The organism is Nonomuraea monospora, assembly GCF_039531895.1.
Classification (GTDB): domain Bacteria; phylum Actinomycetota; class Actinomycetes; order Streptosporangiales; family Streptosporangiaceae; genus Nonomuraea; species Nonomuraea monospora.
In genome coordinates this window covers 1-1,065 of the sequence record NZ_BAAAQX010000102.1, presented here as the reverse complement: position 1 = coordinate 1,065, position 1,065 = coordinate 1, and the positions used below count along the sequence as shown (strand labels likewise).

Genomic DNA, 1,065 nt, shown 5'->3' with positions numbered 1-1,065 from the left:
CACCTTGCCGCGGGTGTAGAAGTGCACGCCCTCGGTGCCGTGCACGTGCGTGTCGCCGAAGAGGGACGACTTCCAGCCGCCGAAGCTGTAGAAGGCCATCGGCACCGGGATCGGCACGTTGATGCCGATCATGCCGACCTCGACCTCGTTCTGGAAGCGCCGGGCCGCGCCGCCGTCGTTGGTGAAGATCGCGGTGCCGTTGCCGTACGCGCCGCCGTTGATCACCTCCAGGCCCTCCTCGTACGTGCCGACCCGCACGATCGACAGCACCGGCCCGAAGATCTCCTCGGTGTGCGTACGGGACCCGGCGGGCACGTGGTCGAGCACCGTCGGCCCGAGCCAGAAGCCCGGCGTGTCCGCCGCCTTCCCGCCGCCCAGCACCGGCGTCTCGCGGCCGTCCACGACCAGCTTGGCGCCCTCCTCGACGCCGAGGTCGAGGTAGGAGGCCACCTTGTCCCGGTGCGGCCCGGTCACCAGCGGGCCCATCTCGGACCTGGGGTCGTCGCCGGGGCCGATGGTCAACCGGCCGACCCGCTCGACGATCTTCTCGACCAGCTCGTCGCCGATTGGATCGACGGCCAGCACGACGGAGATCGCCATGCACCGCTCCCCCGCCGAGCCGAACCCCGCCGACACGGCCGAGTCGGCCACCAGGTCGAGATCGGCGTCGGGCAGCACCAGCATGTGGTTCTTGGCCCCGCCGAGCGCCTGCACCCGCTTGCCGTGCGCGGTGCCGGTCTCGTAGACGTACTTGGCGATCGGGGTGGAGCCGACGAAGGAGACGGCGCGAACGTCGGGGTGCTCCAGCAGCCGGTCCACGGCGGCCTTGTCGCCCTGCACGACGTTGAACACCCCGTCGGGCAGCCCGGCCTCCTGCCAGAGCCGCGCCATCAGCAGCGACGCCGACGGGTCACGCTCCGACGGCTTGAGCACGAACGCGTTCCCGCACGCGATCGCGATCGGGAACATCCACATCGGCACCATCGCCGGGAAGTTGAACGGCGTGATCCCGGCCACCACCCCCAGCGGCTGCCGGATCGAGTAGGAGTCCACCCGGGTCGAGAC

1 protein-coding gene is annotated in these 1,065 nt (G+C 70.8%); it reads right to left on the bottom strand.

Features of this window, described 5'->3' with window-relative positions; translation table 11 throughout:
- Window positions 1–1,065, bottom strand: a 1,065-nt coding sequence (mmsA, locus tag ABD331_RS60655) for a CoA-acylating methylmalonate-semialdehyde dehydrogenase (protein WP_344496703.1), incomplete at both ends; no start/stop codon positions are given.